The following is a 17,478-nucleotide window of genomic DNA, read 5'->3' as shown; positions in this document are numbered from 1 at the left end:
GATCAGTAGTCGGCGCGTTCCCGGTCGATGCGCATGCCGCCGTCCTGATTGCGATGATGCGGCTCGTCGCTCGGACGCTCGCGCGCAATGCGCATCACGTCCAGATTCGTGCGCACGCGACGCATCACGTTCGCGAGATGCACGCGATCGCTCACCTGAATGACGAAGCGCAGCAGCTTCGCTTCCTGCGAGACGTCCTCGTCCATCGCGATGTGAACGATGTTCGCGTCCGCCGACGTGATATCCGCCGCCACGCGCGCGAACACGCCCTTCGTGTTCTTCACGAGCACCTTCACGGCGACGTCGAAGAGACGCCCGGCTGCGGCGCCCATGCCACGTCGATCCAGCGTCCCGGATCGCGCCGGTGGATGCGCTGCGCGACGCGGCATTCCGTCGTGTGGATCGCCATGCCGAGCCCGATGCCGATATAGCCCATGATGTCGTCGCCCGGAATCGGGCGGCAGCACGGCGACAGTTGCACCGACATGCCTTCCGTCCCGGTGATGACCACGGGCGGCGCGGTATTGGTGTTGTGGTGCTCGCGATGCGGATGATCCTCGTCGTCCGCGATGCCGTTCATCAGCACTTCGATGCGCTTGGCCATGACCGCCGCCACGCGCCGGCCGAGGCCGATATCCGCGAAGATTTCCTGACGCGTCTTGTTGCCGGTCCACAGCACGAGCTTGTCCCACACTTCCGGCGTGACGTCCGACAGCGCGAGGCCGTAGCCCTTGAGACTTTGATCGACGAGGCGCTCGCCGAGCTGCACGGATTCGTTCAGGCGCATCGTCTTCAGATAGTGACGGATGGCCGAGCGCGCCTTGCCGGTGCGCACGAAGCCGAGCCACGCGGGATTCGGCTTCGAATACGGCGCGGTGATCACTTCGACGATATCGCCGCTCTTCAGCTCCGTGCGCAGCGGCAGCAGTTCGTTGTTGATCTTGACCGCGACGCACTGATTGCCGAGGTCGCTGTGGATCGAATACGCGAAGTCGAGCGCCGTCGCGCCACGCGGCAGCGGCATGATCTTGGACTTCGGCGTGAACACGTAGACCGCGTCAGGGAACAGGTCGATCTTGACGTGTTCGAGGAATTCGCTCGAATCGCCCGCCTCGCTCTGGATGTCGAGCAGCGATTTGAGCCATTGATGCGCGCGCTTCTGCACGTCGTTCAGATCGGCGCCGCCGTTCTTGTACAGCCAATGCGCCGCTACGCCTGCCTCGGCGATCTCGTGCATCTTGCGCGTGCGAATCTGGAACTCGATCGGCGCGCCGAACGGCCCGACGAGCGTGGTGTGCAACGACTGATAGCCGTTCACCTTCGGAATGGCGATGTAATCCTTGAACTTGCCCGGCACGGGCTTGTAGAGCGCATGCAGCGCGCCGATGCACGTATAGCACTCCAGCGCGCTTTCCACGACCACGCGAAAGCCGTACACATCCAGCACTTGCGAGAACGACAACTGCTTGTCCCGCATCTTCTTGTAGATGCTGTAGATGGTCTTTTCGCGGCCGGTGACTTCGGCGCTGATCTTCGCGTCCGCAATCGTGCGCTGCACCGCTTCGAGAATCTTGCCGACCACCTCGCGCCGGTTGCCGCGCGCCGCCTTCACCGCTTTTTCGAGCGTGGCGTAGCGGTTCGGGTTGAAGTTCGCGAAGCTCAGGTCCTGCAACTCGCGATACGTGTTGTTGAGGCCGAGCCGATGCGCGATCGGCGCGTAGATATCCAGCGTTTCGCGCGCGACGCGCCGACGCTTCTCCGGCGGCACCGCGCCCAGCGTGCGCATGTTGTGCAGCCGGTCGGCGAGCTTCACCAAGATGACGCGCACATCGCGCGCCATGGCGAGCAGCATCTTGCGGAAGTTCTCCGCCTGCGCTTCCTCGCGGTTGCGGAATTCCATCTTGTCCAGCTTGGACAAGCCGTCGACCAGTTCCGCGACCTTCGCGCCGAAACGCTCGGCGATTTCGGTCTTGGTCACGCCCTGATCTTCAATCACGTCATGGAGGAGCGCGGCCATGATGGACTGCGCGTCCAGCTTCCAGCCCGCGCAGATTTCCGCGACCGCGACCGGATGCGTGATGTACGGCTCCCCGCTCTGGCGATATTGCCCGAGATGCGCTTCGTCGCTGAAATGGAACGCCGACTTGACTTCCTTGATCTCGTCGGCGGAGATGTAGCTTGCCAGCGCGTTCGTCAGATTCGCGATGGAAACGACGTCGTGCTTGCGCGGCTGCTCCGGCGTGGCGGTCGGCCCGAACAGATGACGAAACGACTGTTCGAGAACCGCGTCGATGTACTTGCGCGCCGCGTGCGGCTTGTCGGCATCGAGAAGCGAATCCTGATCGATCTCGATGTCCGGTTCCACTGAAGCGGAGACGGGCAGCGGTGTCTGACTCATGTTCGCCTCCGTGTTCGTCTGACGCGCCGCTTATCCATCAGTTGCGCCGGTTGCAAGAAGTGAAACGGGTGAAACGGGTAGAAGACTTCGAAAAAGCCGCCCGTCAGACGGGCACTTTCTTCAGCATTTCGACGCCCACCTGCCCCGCTGCGATTTCGCGCAGCGCGACGACCGTCGGCTTGTCGCGGCTTTCGATCTTCGGGGTGTGGCCTTGCGCGAGCTGACGCGCGCGATACGTTGCCGCGAGCGCGAGCTCGAAGCGGTTCGGAATTTGTTTCAGGCAGTCTTCGACAGTGATGCGGGCCATGTTTGTATCCTTCTCGATGTGGGTTTTATTCTACCTTATGTGACCGATACGACTCGGCCACCGCTCGCGTCATTGCGGGTGCGTGGGATGAATGCCGAGCTCGACGAAAAGCTGCGTATGACGCGCGTATTGCGACGTGAAGCGCAGGCGCGTGGCGGCCACGAGACAGCGCAGTTCGTTGAGCGCGCGATCGAAGTTCTCGTTGATGACGACATACTCCGCTTCCGACGCATGCGCCATCTCGCTGCCCGCCGCGAGCAGCCGCCGCACTATCACGTTGGGCGCGTCCTGGCCGCGCTTCTTCAGGCGGTCTTCGAGCGCATCCAGCGAAGGCGGCAGAATGAAAATCTCGACCGCATTGCGAAAGCGCTTCTTGACCTGCTGCGCGCCCTGCCAGTCGATTTCGAGCAGCACGTCGTGGCCCATTTTCATCTGGTCCTCGATCCACAGGCGCGAGGTCGCGTAGTAGTTGCCGTGCACTTCCGCGCTTTCGAGAAACTCGCCCTTGTCGTGCCGCTCCATGAATTCGTCGACGGACACGAAGTGATACTGCACGCCGTTGGTCTCGGCCGGGCGCGGGTCGCGCGTCGTGTAGGAAACCGACAGGCGGATGGCCGGGTCCTGCGCGAGCAGCGCGTTCACGAGCGTGGACTTGCCCGCCCCCGACGGCGCGACGACCATGAACAGGTTGCCGGGATAGATGCCCGTGTACGTGCTATGCGAGCGGTGCGTGGTGTTCGGCATGATCGAGCGTTACTCCAGATTCTGTACTTGTTCGCGCATCTGTTCGATGAGCAGCTTCAGCGTCATGGACGCATCCGCGAGTTCCTTGGCGGCCGCCTTCGAGCCGAGCGTGTTCGCTTCGCGATTGAGCTCCTGCATCATGAAGTCGAGCCGCTTGCCGACCTTGCCGCCCTTTTGCAGCACGTGGCGCGTTTCCGTGAGATGCGCGCTTAAGCGCTGCAACTCTTCCGCGATGTCGATGCGAATGCCGTACATCGTCACTTCCTGACGGATGCGCTCGGCGATTTCATCGCGCGGCACGCTCGTCGTCGCGGCATTGTCCGACGTCGCGATGCCGAGCGCGTCCTGCAGGCGCTCGACGATCTTCTGCTGATGCTTCGCGATCAGTTCGGGCACGAGCGGCGTGATGCGCGCGACGATCGCTTCCATCTCCGTCACGTTGTTGATGAGCACGCTGGCGAGCGCCGCGCCTTCGCGCGCGCGCACTTCGATGAGATCCGCGATCGCCTGCTTGGCGCACGCGAGCACCGCTTCGCGCAGCGTGTCCTGCGAGACCGAGCTTTCCGCGAGCACGCCCGGCCAGCGCAGGATTTCGCCGGTGCGCATGCGTTCGGCATCCGGAAAGACGTCGAGCACCGCGCGCTCCAGCGTGGCGAGTTGCGTGAGCGCGTCGCGATTGAGCGCGCCCGCATTGGCCGTCTGCTCGACGCGATTCAGGTTGATGCGGATATCGACTTTGCCGCGCGAGAGCTTCGTCATCAGCATTTCGCGCATTTGCGGCTCGGTGGCGCGCACGTCTTCGGGCATGCGGAAGTTCAGGTCGAGAAAGCGCGAATTCACCGTGCGCAATTCCACCGAAACGCCGACGCCTGCGCCGCCCGCGCCGTCCGCTGCGACTTCGCGCGTCGCGCTGGCATAGCCTGTCATGCTGTAGATCATGGTACGTCTCGCGATGTGCGCCTTCGCTTGCCGAAGGCCGGTTCAACGAAACGCCCGGCGCGAATGAAGGTGCGCTGGGATTGGCACGCGTTTGGCCGCCGGGCGATGAACCCGCATTATCCCATTTTTGCCGCGCGCCCCGCCCGCTCCGGGCCCGCGGCGCGCATTCCGCGGTCGGCAACGCCGCCCGGGGATTGACGATAAAATCGCACCACCTGGCGCACCGGACATTCGAATCGCGCCCGACTCTTTCTTCCCTCGCTCACCATGACCGACTCTCCCCTGCTCAAGCCTTCCATCGCCCGTCCGAGCGGCCGCCGCGCGAGCCAGTTGCGCGACGTGCGCATCACACGGCACTACACGAAGCACGCGGAAGGATCGGTGCTCGTCGAGTTCGGCGATACGAAGGTGATCTGCACGGCGAGCATCGCCGAACGCGTGCCGGCGTTTCTCACCGGACGCGAGCAAGGCTGGCTCACCGCCGAATACGGCATGCTGCCGCGCGCGACGCACACGCGCAGCGACCGCGAAGCCGCGCGCGGCAAGCAGACCGGGCGCACGCAGGAGATTCAACGGCTGATCGGCCGAGCGCTGCGCTCCGTGTTCGATCTGAACGTGCTCGGCCCGCGCACGCTGCATCTCGACTGCGACGTGATCCAGGCCGACGGCGGCACGCGCACCGCGAGCATCACGGGCGCGTTCGTCGCCGCGCACGATGCCGTGACGAAGCTGCTTGCGAGCGGACGCATCGCGCAGTCGCCGGTGAAGGATTTCGTCGCGGCCATCTCGGTCGGCATTTTCGAAGGCTCGCCCGTGCTCGACCTCGACTACGAAGAAGACTCGCAGTGCGATACCGACATGAACGTCGTGATGACGGGCGCGGGCGGTTTCGTCGAAGTGCAGGGCACGGCCGAAGGCGCGCCGTTTTCGCGCGACGAGATGAACGCGCTGCTCGATCTCGCCGACAGCGGCATCAAGGCGCTGATCGCCAAGCAGAAGGCCGCGTTGGAGATCGAAGGTGTCTGATTCACATGGCATCGGACGCGTCGTGCTCGCGTCGAATAACGCGGGCAAGCTGCGCGAGTTTGCGTCGCTTCTGAACGCCGCGGGCATCGAACTGATCGCGCAGGGCGAACTGGGCGTGCCGGAAGCCGAGGAGCCGCATCCGACGTTCGTCGAGAACGCGCTGGCGAAGGCGCGTCACGCGTCGGCATTGACCGGCCTGCCCGCGCTCGCCGACGATTCCGGTCTCTGCGTGCGCGCGCTGAACGGCGCGCCCGGCGTGCACTCGGCGCGCTACGCGATGAAGCACGGCGGCGAAAAGAGCGATGCCGCGAACAACGCGCGGCTCGTCGCCGATCTCGCGAACGAAGCGGACCGTCGCGCGTATTACTTCTGCGTGCTCGTGCTCGTGCGTCACGCCGATGATCCGGAGCCGCTCATCGCGGAAGGCCGCTGGCACGGCGAAGTGATCGACACGCCGCGCGGCGCACACGGCTTCGGCTACGACCCGCACTTCTTCCTGCCGGCGCTCGGCGCGACCGCCGCCGAGCTCGATCCGGCGCGCAAGAACGCGGTGAGTCATCGCGCGCTTGCATTGCGCGATCTGCTGCAACGACTGAAGGAACTCGCGTGAGCAGCGGACCGAAGACGATCAACATCGTGCAGGCGTTCACGTCGCCCGGAAGCATTCGGCTGACGTCGCTGCCGCCGCTTTCGCTGTACGTGCATTTTCCGTGGTGCGTGCGCAAGTGCCCGTATTGCGACTTCAACTCGCACGAGTGGAAGGACGATACGTTCCCCGAAGAACGTTATCTCGATGCCTTGCGCGCCGACCTCGAACGTGCGTTGCCGCTCGTCTGGGGACGGCACGTGCATACCATCTTCATCGGCGGGGGCACGCCGTCGCTGTTGTCGGCCAAGGGCCTCGACAGGCTGCTCTCGGACGCGCGCGCGCTCTTGCCCATCGACGCCGACGCCGAAATCACGCTCGAAGCGAATCCCGGCACGTTCGAAGCGGCGAAGTTCGCGTCGTTCCGCGCGAGCGGCGTGAACAGGCTGTCGATCGGCATTCAGAGCTTCAACGAGGCGCATCTGAAGGCGCTCGGCCGTATCCATGACGCGACGCAGGCTCAGCGCGCCGTCGAGATCGCGGCGAAGCACTTCGACAACTTCAACCTCGATCTGATGTTCGCGCTGCCGCAGCAGTCGCTCGACGAATGCCGGCGCGATATCGAAACGGCGATTGCCTTCGCGCCGCCGCATCTGTCGCTGTATCACCTGACGATGGAGCCGAACACGCTCTTCGCCAAATACCCGCCCGCCCTGCCCGACGACGATGCCGCCGCCGACATGCAGGACTGGATACACGAGCGCACGCTTGACGCCGGCTACGAGCGCTATGAAGTGTCGGCGTATGCGAAGCCGCATCGGCAGAGCCGCCACAATCTCAACTACTGGCGCTTCGGCGATTACCTCGGCATCGGCGCGGGCGCGCACACGAAGCTGTCGTTTCCGTCGAAGATCGTGCGGCAGGCGCGCTTCAAGCATCCGGCGACGTACATGGATCACGCGCTGTCGGCCACGGAAAGCGCGATTCAGGAAGAGCGCGAAGTGGGCCCGCGCGATTTGCCGTTCGAGTTCATGCTGAACACGCTGCGGCTGGTCGAAGGCTTTCCGGTGCATGCGTTCGTCGAGCGCACCGGACTCGCGCTTTCGGCGATCGAGCCGGCGCTCGTGGAGGCGGAGAAGCGCGGCCTCATCACGCGCAGTTTCGAGCGCATCGCGCCGACCGAGCGCGGTCAACGCTTTCTCAACGATCTGCAAGAGCTCTTTCTGGACGATTCGGCACGATGAGCGCACCGACGATGGCGCCGGGCTCGGTCATGCGGCATCGCCCGTTCGCGCTCTTCTGGACGGCGCGCGTGATGTCTTCCGTCGCGTTTCAGATGATGTCGGTCGCAATCGGCTGGCAGGTCTATTCGATCACGCACAGCGCGTTCGCGCTCGGTCTCGTCGGCCTCGCGCAGTTCCTGCCGATGTTCGTGCTGACGCTCGTCGTCGGGCACGTCGCGGACCGCTATGACCGCCGCACGATTGCGTACGTCTGTCAGACGGTCGAGAGCGTCGCGGCGCTCATGCTGTGTCTTTACGCATGGCGCGGCTGGAATCACGCCGGCCCGATCTACGCGATCGCCGCGATCACGGGCGCGGCGCGCGCGTTCGAATCGCCGTCGATGGCGGCGCTCCTGCCGAACCTCGTCGCGCGAAACCAGTTGCAGCACGCGAGCGCCTGGTCGACGTCCGCGAACCAGACGGCGCAGATTCTCGGTCCCGCGATGGGCGGCCTGCTCTACGGCCTGGGCGCGTCGACCGTGTACGGCGCGGTGTGCGTGGCGTTTCTCGTTGCCGCGTGCGCGGTCGGCGCGATCAAAATCGAGAGCGCCGTGCGCGTGCGCGCGCCGTTGTCGTTCGAGGCGCTGTTCTCGGGCATCGGCTTCATTCGCAGCAAGCCGGTGATTCTCGGTGCGCTGTCGCTCGATCTGTTCGCCGTGCTGCTCGGCGGCGCGACGGCGCTGCTGCCGGTCTTCGCGCGCGACATTCTGCACACGGGGCCGTGGGGACTCGGCATCCTGCGCGCGGCGCCGGCCGTGGGCGCGCTCTGCGGGTCGATCTGGCTCGCGCATTTTCCGCTGCGACGGCGCGCGGGCACGGCGCTCTTTGCCGGCGTGATCGCGTTCGGCATTGCGACGATCGTGTTCGGGCTCTCGCGCAACGTTTATCTTTCGCTGATTGCGCTGGCGGCGCTGGGCGCATCCGATGTGATCAGCGTGGTCGTGCGCATGTCGCTCGTGCAGTTGCAGACGCCGGACGAGATGCGCGGTCGCGTCGGCGCGATCAATTCGCTCTTTATCGGCACGTCGAACCAGCTCGGCGAGTTCGAATCGGGCATGACGGCGGGCCTGTTCGGCGCGGTGCCGGCGGTGCTGATCGGCGGATTGGGGACGATCATCGTCGCGCTTCTGTGGATGCGGCTTTTCCCCGCGCTCCGGGCAACGCGTACGCTCGAAGGCTGAGGTCCTCGACGCCGACGAGTTGCGCTACAATACGCGCCTTGCTGGAGGTGTGGCCGAGCGGTTTAAGGCACCGGTCTTGAAAACCGGCGAAGGAGCGATCCTTCCGTGAGTTCGAATCTCACCGCCTCCGCCAATTCTCCTTTCCGCGCTGGTCCCCTTCCGTCTGAATTGTTCCCCGAAACGCTCGCCAGGTAAGTTCCGCCGGCACGCCCTTAGAGCCGCCGCCGATTCGTTGTTCACATTCGCCAACGGGAACTTACAAGTCGTTCGGCGATGCCGCGCACCGGCACGATGAGCGCCCGGGCTTACCTCCCCTGACCGATGCTCATGCGCCGGCGCGCCGGCGGACGGAACTACCGCAGGCGTCGGCCCGCCCTGTCACCGGTATTCGTCGATATCAATCTCAATTCCCGTCGCGTCAGCCATCCTTCGAATATCCGGAGGCACGTCCGGCACTCGGTTTCCGTCCGCGTTGTTCCAATAGCAGAAGAACCGAACCTGCGCGTGCTGCCGCTCGATCTGTGCGCGCAGATCGCCACGAGGAAGACCGAGAAGGCTAACGAGATAGCGGAGGTGCGGCGAGAGGTAGTCGCTAGACACGACATCCTTGCTCGAAACGCTCCAGTATCCTTGGCGCCAAGGGAATGCACTCTTGCCGCCGGATAGGGTTAGCCGGGGCTGCCCCTTTACTCCGGTCGTCGAAGGCGGCAAGCCGAAATAGCCCGTCCAGAATTCTGGCGGCTCCACGTCTTGATAAATGGAAAACGACGCATAGGCCAAACGCTCTGGTCCGCCTCGACGCAGAGTCGCGTGCGGGCGCACGAACCTTCTTCAAGCCGCGGGGCGAATCTACCACCGGTACTCGTCAATCTCGATGGTGCCGCCCAGCGACTCCATCATGGCGCGAATGTCATCGGGGACTTCTGGCACGCGGCCGCCCCCTTCGTTATCCCAGTAGCACCAGAACCGCGCCTTGACCCCTTTCTGCTCCAGCGTTTCGCGAAGGCCGGAACGTGTCAGATTCAGTCGTTCAATGAGAAAGCGCAGATGCGGCTCGAGGACATCGCTGTGGACGAATGATTTGCTCTCGGCACCCCACAGTCCTACGCGGCCAGGCGAGCGGCTCAGTCTTCCAGAAGGTGTCGTGAAGAATTCGCCCTTGGTTATGGCCGTGTCAGGCCTGACGCCGAAATAGTCGGTCCAAAACGCCGGGACTAACGAGTCATCCATTACATGGAACGTCGCGTGCGCTAGTTGATAGTCAGTCATTCTCGATCCCGTCAATTGGCCCAATCGTGAAAGTTGCCAACGAAATCCCCGTTGAGTAGACATCGCCGTTGTCATGCCAGATTACGTTGTCAGCTGGCCCTAGGCCGCTATCGGGTTTGAACTTGTGCAAGATGTTGCCAAAGGTTTTCTGGTCGTAGCCGAGTATCTTCGCCGCATAGCGCGGGTTGTTCGTGCTAGCCGCGAGCTCGTCGACATCGCCGCCGAGCTCATCGGGAACGTACTCGAACGGCTGTGCATCGGCGAAAAAGCACTTCGAGACCGGCGTTGCGATGGAACCGTCCGGCAGGATGTCGCCCGGTTCCGCCGCCTAAATTGCTGGGCCATCGGCGGCAGTTAGCTGCCGCACTGCTGGCGCAACGTACGACGCGGCGAGCGGCAACACGCTCGCCGCACGCTTAAAGAGCTGCGACGGCGTGAACGTTGGTCCTGATGCAAATGAGCGGGGCCCGCCGCCCGACTGACCGCCCTCGCGTGGTCGATCGTGCGCGGTCTCAATCGGCGCGTCCGGAATTGTGACCAGTTCGCCCATTTCGATGGCACGTTCGATCTTCCATCGCAGAAGCAGCGAATCGGGTTCGCTGATACCAAGAAGTTTGCGCATTCCTTCGAGGAACTGAAGATCCCCAATCCAGTCGAGTTTGTTCGACAGGAACGCCCGCGCTGCCCGCTCCGCCTGCTCCTTTTCGTCGGCGGTCTGAGCAACGACGCTGCGACGATGTATCACCGTCAAGGCTCCCCACTGCGGCCTGATGCCGTTCGGCATTGTCTCGTCCTTCTGATTGAATCGCCCTCGACTCATACAGCGTGGCGGGAGCGAGTTCAACTGTCTGGCTGTGTCGTCTTTTGACAGATTTGCGACGCACATGACGGCTTCGATCAAAGTCATCTTCGCGCTAAGACAACGACCACGGGTCGATATTCCCTCCTTCGACAACGAAATGCTTGATGCCACTGCCCGGTTCAAAGAGCCGCCAATCTTCCTCATCTGGCATCGTCCCCGCAACGACTTCTAAACAAAAACTATTCGCCATTTCGAGTTGAAAACCGCCGAACTCAGTTGCCGATAGGCTCTTTACAATCGTTGGTCCGTCCGTCACCAAAAGCCTGTTGAGCCAAGTCGCACCACGATGGGCCGCGTCATCGGAACCGGCAAGCACGGCTTGCGTTGCCACGACAACACCGGCTCGCGCGATCTGCCACTGACATTGAACATGTAGGGCCCAAGTACCGCCTTGTAGAACAGCGCCTCTGCGCGTTGTGTACTGCTTTTGTGGACCAAAATGTATGGTCAGCATATCTGCCGCATGGCTGACTGCACTCACGTCGAGTCCGATGAGCACTGACAGGCGTTGAGTGATTTCGCTTTTCGTGTCAGTCACCTGCACCTCCAAAAAGGTCCTGCGCGCGCTCCATGATTTCGTGATAGCCCAGCCCCTGCTTACTAACTTCCATGTGGAGTTCTTGCGCTTGATCTTTGTCGAGACCCAACGCCCTCACTACGGCTCTGAACTGCTTGTTCTGTGCTTGATTATTGCTCGGGGTTCCTTCCCCACCTGCCAAAGTATCCACGGCTCCGCCGGGATCATCCGGCTGATACTCGAACGGTTCCGCGTCACCGAACGAAGACGCGATATCGAGATTTTGCGGCAAGCGCGGCGGCTTGCTCATCATCTGCTGCACAGTCGCGTAAGGGTTGGAGTCATGCTGCTGCACTGCGAGTGAACACTGCTTCTGCCGGTCCGCCTGGATGGCTCGGGCGCATCTGCGCAAATCCTCCGGCTCTGGAACGAAGACCAAGCGGCCTTTTTCTACTTCCTCGCGCACGGCTTCGGCCATCTGCCGTTGGTCCTGCCATACCCATTCCGGAAACGATTCGCTGGAGCGTCCCAGCACGGAGCGCAGGTGTTCGCGTGAGTGCGCCATTCGCATGCCGTCAAAACCCAGAAGAAATGCCTGTCTTGCGGCTTGCATCGCCGACGCGATTGCGGCGATCTCGTCGCGGGTGACATCGGCGGCGCTCCGGCTCGTCCCAAAACAATAATGATCGGCGGCGGAAAACATGCATGGGTTCTGCACGCTCACAGCGAGCGATTGATGGAGGCTTGCCCAGAAGAGATGTGCATATTCCGTGTAAGCGCCATGCGTGTCGTAGTCCGGAACAAGGTAAGACTTGAATCGTGTTCCCCACTTCCTGCGTCTCGAAAGGCAACGACAGAAGTAGCACGCAGCCGTGGCAGGGGAATAGTGCGTTTGTCCGAAACGTGGCGCAGTTGACTATGGGCTGGCAGCGCTCTTGTTTGTTTTGAAGCGATGAGAACACCGCTTTGACCTAGTTCGCCACGGTATGCGCGAGCGAGTTCAGCAACGTCATTAGCGCAGTCCGGTCGCTGGCCCAAGCGCGGAAGCTGCTGCGAAAGCCGTGGGCCGTGGCGATGCGTCCGGCCTATCGTCTTCGCTTGCACGCGGCGAAGAAAGGACGTTAGAAACAGTCGCTGACAAGTCTCCTGCGTGGTGACGGAAAGACAAAGGTCTCGCGTAGCTTCAGTGCCGACGGACAGCGCAACGCGATGCGTTTTTCGCATCGATCCGGCCGACCGGAATCGTCGAATCTGCGGCATGAAGGGTTTGAGCGAGTCGACGTGCCATCCTTCGGAATTACTCGACACAATCTTTCTGCGGCTCTGACGCCCACTCGACCATTCAAAGATTGGGCCGGCAGATTCCGACGCTCGACCCGATTAACATTTTAGGAGAGCGAAAGCGGGTCCGGAAAGCGCAATGACGCGTCGGCCTGCGCGTTCGTCACAAACGCGCCGTGATCCGTCGCATAGGAGCGTTCGAGTTTCAGACAAACCGCATTGCGCCCCCACTCGCCGCCAAGTATCGTCGCAGAGCTTCTTCGCGCGTTCCCCCGTATCCGCGTGATGGGAGCCTTCGATGGTAGGTTGGCTTGGGCCTCGCCGGGCGCGAGGCTCTTTTTTGCCGCTGCGGTCACTTCTAACGGCAAGTGAACGCCGCGCCCGCTACCGCATCTAACCGCGCTTACGACTCAGCGCGGAGACCTGCCGATGCGCCGCACTCGCAGCATCCCTCTTCTGTTGGCGCTCGCCTGCTGCCGCGAAGCGTCGGCGCAGGCGGACACATTGCCCAACGCCCAATGGCGCCGCGCCGACACCACCCTCTTCGATCTAGTCCAGAACGGCTACACCATCGTCGCGGTGACGAGCGCGCCCGCGCGCAGCCCGGCGTCGTCCGAGGACACGTATATCCTGCAGAAAACCAATAGCGTGTACCGCTGCGTGGAAACGCGCGAAGCGACGCGCCCGACGTCGCCGCCGCTTTGCGCCGAGCTCGTCAAGCCCTACTCCGACTAGCCCGGCGCGCAACCGCGCTCAACCCACGGGCGGTTCGCCCTCGCCGGGCTGCTGGCCCGGGTTGTCGTGCGGCGCCTGCTTGCGCCCCTGATCGTCACGCTCCGGCAGCTTGCTCTTCTCGTTATCGCTGTGTTCGGCAGGCTGTGCGTCGTCGGGACGATTCGTTTCACCGGTCATGGCTCCCTCCTTGTACGTTCGATGTATCTGAGTAGCGGAGCAAAACCCGCACCCGGAAAGCGCTAATACCGGGCCGCTCCGGCAGCGGCTACTATTTGGGTATCGCCCTCTGCGCCACTCGTCCTCACGAATCATGATCGCGACGTCCGCATCGCCCGTTCGCATCGCCGCCGGCTGGCTCGGCATCGCGCTGATCCTCTCGACGACCGCCTGCACGTTCACGCCGCCGCCGAGCGTCGTTCAGGCGCGCGCCGCCGCGCCTTCAGCGGCGCCCGGGCTGACGCTCGATCAGTACAAGGCGCGCATCGCGGAAAGAATTTTCGAGCGCAATCCGTCGCTCGTGCTGCACGGCACGCCGCAGGCGATGCTGCGGTCCTTCGTGCTCGTCGCGTTTACGGTTGACCGTAGCGGGCGGCTCGTGCAATCGTCCGTGTATCGAACCAACGGCGACGACGAAGCCGAAGCCACAGCGCTCGCATCCCTGCGTCGCTCGGCCCCGCTGCCGGCGCCGCCCGTCCGCCTTCTGGACGGCAAAGGTCAGGTCGAATTATTCGAAGGCTGGATGTTCAACGACAACGGACAGTTCCAGTTGCAGACGTCGCATTCGCCCCAAGCGACGAGCATCGAATAGCGCGGAGTGGCGCAGACTCGCGCGCGTTGGTGCAGATTGGCGCTCGCCGGGCGCGATCGTTATAATTTTTGGCATCCCTCGCCGGTTCCACACCGGCCGGCCTTCGCCACGCGCTTACCCCGCGCGCCGTGCGAAGCGCCTCCAAGCATGGCCCGCCCGCGCCCGCCTCGCGCACCACGCCTCGCGCGAGCCCGAGCCATCGCGCCCGACTTTCCAGACGCATGCAGCGCCCATCGAGCACGTCCCGCGAATGCGAGCGCGCAGCAACAGACACTACAACGCTATAAACGGAGACAGCATGTCATCACCCTCGCTTTCCGCCGCCAAGCACGGCGACAAAGCCCAAAGCACGTCGCGCGTGATCTTCGCGAGCTTCATCGGCACCGCGATCGAGTTCTACGACTTCTACGTCTACGCGACCGCCGCCGCGCTCGTCATCGGGCCGGTGTTCTTTCCGCACGGATCGCCCGCCGCACAGGCGCTGTCGGCGTTCGTGACGTTCGGCATCGCGTTTCTCGCGCGGCCGGTCGGCTCGTTTCTGTTCGGACATTTCGGCGATCGCGTCGGCCGCAAATCGACGCTCGTCGCATCTCTGCTGGTGATGGGTGTGTCGACGACGCTCATCGGCTTCGTTCCCGGCTATGCGTCGATTGGCAGCCTCGCGCCCGTGCTGCTGTGCATCCTGCGCTTCGGGCAGGGCATCGGGCTCGGCGGCGAATGGGGCGGCGCGGCACTGCTCGCTACCGAATACGCGCCGCAAGGCAAGCGCGGCCTCTTCGGGATGTTTCCGCAACTCGGGCCGTCGGTCGGCTTTCTGGCGTCGAACGGGCTCTTCTTCGGCCTCGCGCTCTCGCTGTCGGACGAGCAGTTTCGCAGCTGGGGCTGGCGCGTGCCGTTCCTCGTCAGCGCGGTGCTGGTGGCGCTCGGCCTCTACGTGCGCCTGAAAATCGCCGAGACGCCCGCGTTCCGCGCCGCGCTGGAGCGTCACGAGCGCGTGAAGGTGCCGATCGCGACGCTGTTCAGCCGCTATCTCGCGCCGACGCTGCTGGGCGCGCTCGCGATGGTCGTCTGCTACACGCTCTTCTACATCTCGACGGTGTTCTCGTTGTCGTACGGCGTCGCGACGCTCCACTTCTCGCGCGAGAAGTTCCTCGGTCTGCTCTGCTTCGCGGTGCTGTTCATGGCGATCGCCACGCCGATTTCGGCCATCGCCAGCGACCGGTTCGGCCGCAAGCCGGTGCTGATCGTGAGCTGCATCGCGGCGATTCTGTCCGGTTTCGCGATGTCTCCGCTGCTCGGCAGCGGCAACACGGCTTACGTGGCGCTCTTTCTGACCATCGAGCTGTTCCTGATGGGCGCGACGTTCGCACCGATGGGCGCGCTCCTTCCCGAGCTTTTTCCGACGAACGTGCGCTACACGGGAGCGGGCGTCGCCTACAACCTCGGCGGGATTCTGGGCGCGTCGGTCGCGCCGTATATCGCGCAATTGCTTGCCAATCGCGGCGGGCTGGCGTGGGTCGGCGGGTATGTGTCGGCGGCAGCGGCGGTCAGCCTGCTCGCGGTGCTCGCCATGCGGGAGACGCGCGACATCGTGATGGAGTAAGGGCGTGGCCGGCGCGCTAGCGCGTGCGATGACGCGCGGAAGCGGAAAAGGCCGGCCTGCCCAGCAATCATTCCAGAAGCGTTCGCCTACTGTCGCGGTGTCGTAGCTGGCGCGCTCGTCAGCGCGAAGACGTACCCGAATGAAGCGGCGTTTGCGGGCCGTCGCTGTGTCGGGGACGTCAACGAGTCCCGCGACAACGACGAGCAGCCACGCACGCCCGCACTCACCGATCGCACCGTTTGACCGCATGCGCGGGAACGGGCCGTCGATTCATGGCGGCACGAGGCTGGGCCGTCGCGTGACCGACGCGCGCCGCCTTTGCTGCTCTCGCCGCTTTGCGCTCCGCCCAAAACCGCGCGAGCCACATCAGAAAGCCGACGGCGATCGCATCCGCGGCGATCCCCGCCAGCCAGTGCGACGGATACCGCCCAAGGTTCTCGACGCCCATCGCGCGCAACGCCGAATCCAGCACGAGCGAAACCGCCGCGCCCGCGATAAAGCATACGAGCCCCTGCTGCCCAACCGTCACGATGCCCGGAAACCTGCGAGCGAGCGCGCCGATCCACCCCGCATAGACCGCGCGCGCGATGATCCACGCCACTGCGCCGAAGCTCACGATGCGCAGCGTCGCGAGGTTCTGCTTCATGTATCCGGGCGGCGCCTGCGTTTCCAGAAAGAGCTTCGCGAACGCAAACGTCAGCGCGAACGCAACCGCCAGGCAAGTCAGCGCCCGCGCGACGCGGCCCGCGTGGAAGTCGTCGCTGATCGGCTGCACGCGCGCGAGCACGCCGGTCACGAACATCAGCTGCCACGCGAAGGGATTGAAGGACCACGCCTGCGCATAGGAAGCCGGAAGCGCGTTCGCAAGCGGCGTGGCTGCGAGCCAAAGGAGCAGGCTGCCGAACATCGCGACGACGGGCCTGCGCGCGGCGAGCGGCACCACGACCGGCACGGCGAGAGCGAAGAGCGAATACATCGGCAGAACCGACGACAGATACGGCTGCTGCCGCAGCAACGCGACATCGAACAGCAGGCTGAAAGGACGCGCGAGAAGCGCCGGCCATTCGGTGTACTGGAGCATCGGCGAATCGATCCGCAGCAGCATCAGGAGCGCGCCGCCGATGAGCATCAGCACCGCCGTCAGCAGATACGCGCGGTAGATTTCCCAGCTGCGCCGGAAAAAGCGACGGCGAGCGGCCGAATCACTGCGGCGCGTCGCAAGCGCCGTGTAAGCCGCCGCCGACGCGTAACCGCCCAGAAACACGAACACTTCCGCGGAATCGCAAAAGGCGTACTGATGCAGCGTGAAGCGCGATAAAACGCTTCCCGATATGTGGTCCACCGCGATGATCAGAAGCACGATTCCCCGAAAGAAATCGACTTCGAGCGAACGTGCCGGCGGGGAAGTCATCTGTCGAATGCTCCTCGGACTGCGGTCGGGCGCGCCTGGCGGAAGCGATCGCGCGCATACGGGGTTTGTACCTAGCGTCGAAATAAAATTCCCGTGGCAACGTAATCAGGTACGTACTTTCAAGGTAACACCCGCAGACGGTCGGCAAGCTGGCGGCGAAATGGCCGTTTCGCCGGTTTCGCCGCGCCCGGTTCGACCGATCCTGGACAACAACGGACGTTGCATCGAGACCATCATGTCCCTCCACCTGACCAGCTCCCATCTCGTCGCGATGATCGCCATCGCGCTCTCGGTCGCGTTGCTGCTCGCGATCCGGTTCCGGCCTGCGACCTGGCGCGGCGTGGTGTGCGAGGCGCTCCTTGCCAACCTGAGCGCGATCGCGGCGGTCGTCGCTTTCGAAATGCTGACAGCCTGACTTTTTTGCGGACTACTTTCGATTTCTTTGAACTCTGGCGAGCGGGCGTGGTCGGAAGCTGTATTGCCGTTCGCGTCGCTGACTGCGGCGCGCCCGGCTCTCTTCTCCTCTCC

Annotated in this window: 18 protein-coding genes, 1 tRNA gene and 1 pseudogene; 9 read left to right on the top strand and 11 right to left on the bottom strand. The window is 63.7% G+C overall.

Annotation, left to right across the window (positions count from 1 at the left end; all coding sequences use genetic code 11):
- Positions 1-2: 2 nt before the first annotated feature.
- The 4 genes and pseudogenes from LDZ26_RS03365 to LDZ26_RS03350 form a co-directional block, all read right to left on the bottom strand.
- Positions 3-2,398: pseudogene (locus LDZ26_RS03365) on the bottom strand (bifunctional (p)ppGpp synthetase/guanosine-3',5'-bis(diphosphate) 3'-pyrophosphohydrolase).
- 103 nt (positions 2,399-2,501) lie between these two features.
- Positions 2,502-2,705 carry a DNA-directed RNA polymerase subunit omega gene (rpoZ, locus tag LDZ26_RS03360; RefSeq protein WP_006025620.1) on the bottom strand — a complete coding sequence of 68 codons (204 nt, stop codon included), beginning with the start codon at positions 2,703-2,705 and terminating at the stop codon, positions 2,502-2,504.
- A gap of 69 nt (positions 2,706-2,774) precedes the next feature.
- The gene (gmk, locus tag LDZ26_RS03355) at positions 2,775-3,449 is read right to left on the bottom strand and encodes a guanylate kinase (protein ID WP_175939755.1); all 675 of its coding nucleotides are present in this window, start codon (positions 3,447-3,449) and stop codon (positions 2,775-2,777) included.
- A gap of 9 nt (positions 3,450-3,458) precedes the next feature.
- Entirely contained in the window at positions 3,459-4,388 is a 930-nt protein-coding gene (locus tag LDZ26_RS03350; protein WP_244848153.1) for a YicC/YloC family endoribonuclease, read from the bottom strand.
- A gap of 267 nt (positions 4,389-4,655) precedes the next feature.
- Here LDZ26_RS03350 and rph point away from each other — a divergent pair, with 267 nt between their 5' ends.
- The 5 genes from rph (at position 4,656) to LDZ26_RS03325 (ending at position 8,597) form a co-directional block, all read left to right on the top strand.
- A complete protein-coding gene (rph, locus tag LDZ26_RS03345; RefSeq protein ID WP_244848152.1) occupies positions 4,656-5,414 on the top strand; it encodes a ribonuclease PH in 759 nt (252 codons plus the stop codon).
- Positions 5,407-6,024, top strand: coding sequence for an RdgB/HAM1 family non-canonical purine NTP pyrophosphatase (gene rdgB / locus LDZ26_RS03340; RefSeq protein WP_244848151.1), 618 nt, complete (start codon positions 5,407-5,409; stop codon positions 6,022-6,024). The genes rph and rdgB overlap by 8 nt, the downstream gene beginning before the upstream one ends.
- Positions 6,021-7,244, top strand: coding sequence for a radical SAM family heme chaperone HemW (gene hemW, locus LDZ26_RS03335; RefSeq protein WP_244848150.1), 1,224 nt, complete (start codon positions 6,021-6,023; stop codon positions 7,242-7,244). The genes rdgB and hemW overlap by 4 nt, the downstream gene beginning before the upstream one ends.
- Positions 7,241-8,464: an MFS transporter gene (locus tag LDZ26_RS03330; RefSeq protein ID WP_244848149.1), complete on the top strand. Its 1,224-nt coding sequence runs from the start codon at positions 7,241-7,243 to the stop codon at positions 8,462-8,464. Before hemW ends, LDZ26_RS03330 begins: the two co-directional genes overlap by 4 nt.
- Before the next feature lie 43 nt (positions 8,465-8,507).
- Positions 8,508-8,597, top strand: a tRNA-Ser gene (locus LDZ26_RS03325).
- Between the two features lie 245 nt (positions 8,598-8,842).
- Here the strand turns inward: LDZ26_RS03325 and LDZ26_RS03320 are convergent.
- The 5 genes from LDZ26_RS03320 to LDZ26_RS03300 all read right to left on the bottom strand — a co-directional run bounded on the left by LDZ26_RS03320 (position 8,843) and on the right by LDZ26_RS03300 (position 11,815).
- The gene (locus tag LDZ26_RS03320; protein WP_244848148.1) at positions 8,843-9,244 is read right to left on the bottom strand and encodes a DUF4279 domain-containing protein; all 402 of its coding nucleotides are present in this window, start codon (positions 9,242-9,244) and stop codon (positions 8,843-8,845) included.
- 69 nt (positions 9,245-9,313) lie between these two features.
- Positions 9,314-9,733 (bottom strand): DUF4279 domain-containing protein, encoded by a 420-nt coding sequence (locus LDZ26_RS03315; protein ID WP_244848147.1) that lies wholly within the window; start codon positions 9,731-9,733, stop codon positions 9,314-9,316.
- A 328-nt stretch (positions 9,734-10,061) separates the two neighbouring features.
- Positions 10,062-10,517 (bottom strand): hypothetical protein, encoded by a 456-nt coding sequence (locus LDZ26_RS03310; RefSeq protein ID WP_244848146.1) that lies wholly within the window; start codon positions 10,515-10,517, stop codon positions 10,062-10,064.
- A 130-nt stretch (positions 10,518-10,647) separates the two neighbouring features.
- Positions 10,648-11,133, bottom strand: coding sequence for a hypothetical protein (locus LDZ26_RS03305; RefSeq protein ID WP_244848145.1), 486 nt, complete (start codon positions 11,131-11,133; stop codon positions 10,648-10,650).
- Positions 11,126-11,815 (bottom strand): hypothetical protein, encoded by a 690-nt coding sequence (locus tag LDZ26_RS03300; RefSeq protein WP_244848144.1) that lies wholly within the window; start codon positions 11,813-11,815, stop codon positions 11,126-11,128. The genes LDZ26_RS03305 and LDZ26_RS03300 overlap by 8 nt, the downstream gene beginning before the upstream one ends.
- Before the next feature lie 1,007 nt (positions 11,816-12,822).
- Here LDZ26_RS03300 and LDZ26_RS03295 point away from each other — a divergent pair.
- Positions 12,823-13,128 carry a hypothetical protein gene (locus LDZ26_RS03295; RefSeq protein ID WP_244848143.1) on the top strand — a complete coding sequence of 102 codons (306 nt, stop codon included), beginning with the start codon at positions 12,823-12,825 and terminating at the stop codon, positions 13,126-13,128.
- Positions 13,129-13,146: 18 nt separating this feature from the next.
- Here the strand turns inward: LDZ26_RS03295 and LDZ26_RS03290 are convergent, their stop codons facing one another.
- Positions 13,147-13,305, bottom strand: a complete 159-nt coding sequence (locus tag LDZ26_RS03290; RefSeq protein ID WP_175939749.1) for a hypothetical protein — start codon at positions 13,303-13,305, stop codon at positions 13,147-13,149.
- A gap of 133 nt (positions 13,306-13,438) precedes the next feature.
- Here LDZ26_RS03290 and LDZ26_RS03285 point away from each other — a divergent pair, with 133 nt between their 5' ends.
- Together LDZ26_RS03285 and LDZ26_RS03280 are read left to right on the top strand one after the other, a co-directional pair.
- Complete coding sequence (locus LDZ26_RS03285; RefSeq protein WP_244848142.1) at positions 13,439-13,936, top strand: TonB family protein; 498 nt, start codon at positions 13,439-13,441, stop codon at positions 13,934-13,936.
- Between the two features lie 298 nt (positions 13,937-14,234).
- Positions 14,235-15,539 carry an MFS transporter gene (locus LDZ26_RS03280; protein WP_244848141.1) on the top strand — a complete coding sequence of 435 codons (1,305 nt, stop codon included), beginning with the start codon at positions 14,235-14,237 and terminating at the stop codon, positions 15,537-15,539.
- Positions 15,540-15,762: 223 nt separating this feature from the next.
- On the opposite strand, the gene opgC is transcribed toward LDZ26_RS03280, so the two are convergent.
- Positions 15,763-16,950: an OpgC domain-containing protein gene (gene opgC, locus LDZ26_RS03275; protein WP_244848140.1), complete on the bottom strand. Its 1,188-nt coding sequence runs from the start codon at positions 16,948-16,950 to the stop codon at positions 15,763-15,765.
- Positions 16,951-17,185: 235 nt separating this feature from the next.
- Between opgC and LDZ26_RS03270 the strand changes: the two genes are divergently transcribed.
- The gene (locus LDZ26_RS03270) at positions 17,186-17,365 is read left to right on the top strand and encodes a hypothetical protein (protein WP_244848904.1); all 180 of its coding nucleotides are present in this window, start codon (positions 17,186-17,188) and stop codon (positions 17,363-17,365) included.
- The last annotated feature ends 113 nt before the right edge of the window (positions 17,366-17,478 follow it).

It is taken from the genome of Caballeronia sp. SL2Y3 (genome assembly GCF_022879575.1).
In the GTDB taxonomy this organism is placed as follows: Bacteria; Pseudomonadota; Gammaproteobacteria; order Burkholderiales; family Burkholderiaceae; genus Caballeronia.
The sequence above is the reverse complement of the archived record's forward strand: the minus strand, read 5'-3'. Positions and strand labels throughout refer to the sequence as shown.

Bases quoted from the DNA above. Each gene is read 5' to 3' on its own strand.
- LDZ26_RS03270 (WP_244848904.1), top strand. From the start codon at position 17,186: ATGTCCCTCCACCTGACCAGCTCCCATCTCGTCGCGATGATCGCCATC.
- LDZ26_RS03290 (WP_175939749.1), bottom strand. From the start codon at position 13,305: ATGACCGGTGAAACGAATCGTCCCGACGACGCACAGCCTGCCGAACAC.
- LDZ26_RS03285 (WP_244848142.1), top strand. From the start codon at position 13,439: ATGATCGCGACGTCCGCATCGCCCGTTCGCATCGCCGCCGGCTGGCTC.
- LDZ26_RS03315 (WP_244848147.1), bottom strand. From the start codon at position 9,733: ATGACTGACTATCAACTAGCGCACGCGACGTTCCATGTAATGGATGAC.
- rpoZ (WP_006025620.1), bottom strand. From the start codon at position 2,705: ATGGCCCGCATCACTGTCGAAGACTGCCTGAAACAAATTCCGAACCGC.
- LDZ26_RS03350 (WP_244848153.1), bottom strand. From the start codon at position 4,388: ATGATCTACAGCATGACAGGCTATGCCAGCGCGACGCGCGAAGTCGCA.
- rph (WP_244848152.1), top strand. From the start codon at position 4,656: ATGACCGACTCTCCCCTGCTCAAGCCTTCCATCGCCCGTCCGAGCGGC.
- LDZ26_RS03295 (WP_244848143.1), top strand. From the start codon at position 12,823: ATGCGCCGCACTCGCAGCATCCCTCTTCTGTTGGCGCTCGCCTGCTGC.
- LDZ26_RS03310 (WP_244848146.1), bottom strand. From the start codon at position 10,517: ATGCCGAACGGCATCAGGCCGCAGTGGGGAGCCTTGACGGTGATACAT.
- LDZ26_RS03300 (WP_244848144.1), bottom strand. From the start codon at position 11,815: ATGTTTTCCGCCGCCGATCATTATTGTTTTGGGACGAGCCGGAGCGCC.
- LDZ26_RS03280 (WP_244848141.1), top strand. From the start codon at position 14,235: ATGTCATCACCCTCGCTTTCCGCCGCCAAGCACGGCGACAAAGCCCAA.
- gmk (WP_175939755.1), bottom strand. From the start codon at position 3,449: ATGCCGAACACCACGCACCGCTCGCATAGCACGTACACGGGCATCTAT.
- LDZ26_RS03330 (WP_244848149.1), top strand. From the start codon at position 7,241: ATGAGCGCACCGACGATGGCGCCGGGCTCGGTCATGCGGCATCGCCCG.
- opgC (WP_244848140.1), bottom strand. From the start codon at position 16,950: ATGACTTCCCCGCCGGCACGTTCGCTCGAAGTCGATTTCTTTCGGGGA.